The 441-nt window shown below is 66.4% G+C and carries 1 pseudogene; it reads left to right on the top strand.

The features are described 5' to 3' along the window. Nucleotides 1–441, top strand: a pseudogene (locus EOA27_RS39935) (cobyric acid synthase CobQ); the annotation flags it as partial.

Genomic DNA, 441 nt, shown 5'->3' with positions numbered 1-441 from the left:
GGCAAGACCGTGCTAGTAGCGGGGCTTTGCCGGGCCGCGAAGAATCGCGGCCTGAAGGTCCGGCCGTTCAAGCCGCAGAACATGTCGAACAATGCCGCCGTGGCCGACATTCCCGGCGAGGTCGGCGAAGGTGAGATCGGCCGCGGGCAATGGTTGCAGGCGCTGGCCTGCGGGGTGAGGCCGACCGTGCACATGAACCCTGTGCTGATCAAGCCGCAGAGCGATATCGGCTCGCAGGTGGTGGTGCAGGGCAAGGTTTTTGGCGAGGCGCGGGCGCGCGACTACCAGGCGATGAAAGCCGGACTGATGGACGCGGTGCTGGATTCCTGGGCCAAGGTCGGCGAGGGCGCCGACCTGGTCATTGTCGAGGGCGCGGGCTCGCCGGCCGAGATCAATCTCCGCAGTCGCGACATCGCCAATATGGGTTTTGCGACTCGCGCC

It is taken from the genome of Mesorhizobium sp. M2A.F.Ca.ET.037.01.1.1, from assembly GCF_003998075.1.
GTDB lineage: Bacteria > Pseudomonadota > Alphaproteobacteria > Rhizobiales > Rhizobiaceae > Mesorhizobium.
The sequence above is the reverse complement of the archived record's forward strand: the minus strand, read 5'-3'. Positions and strand labels throughout refer to the sequence as shown.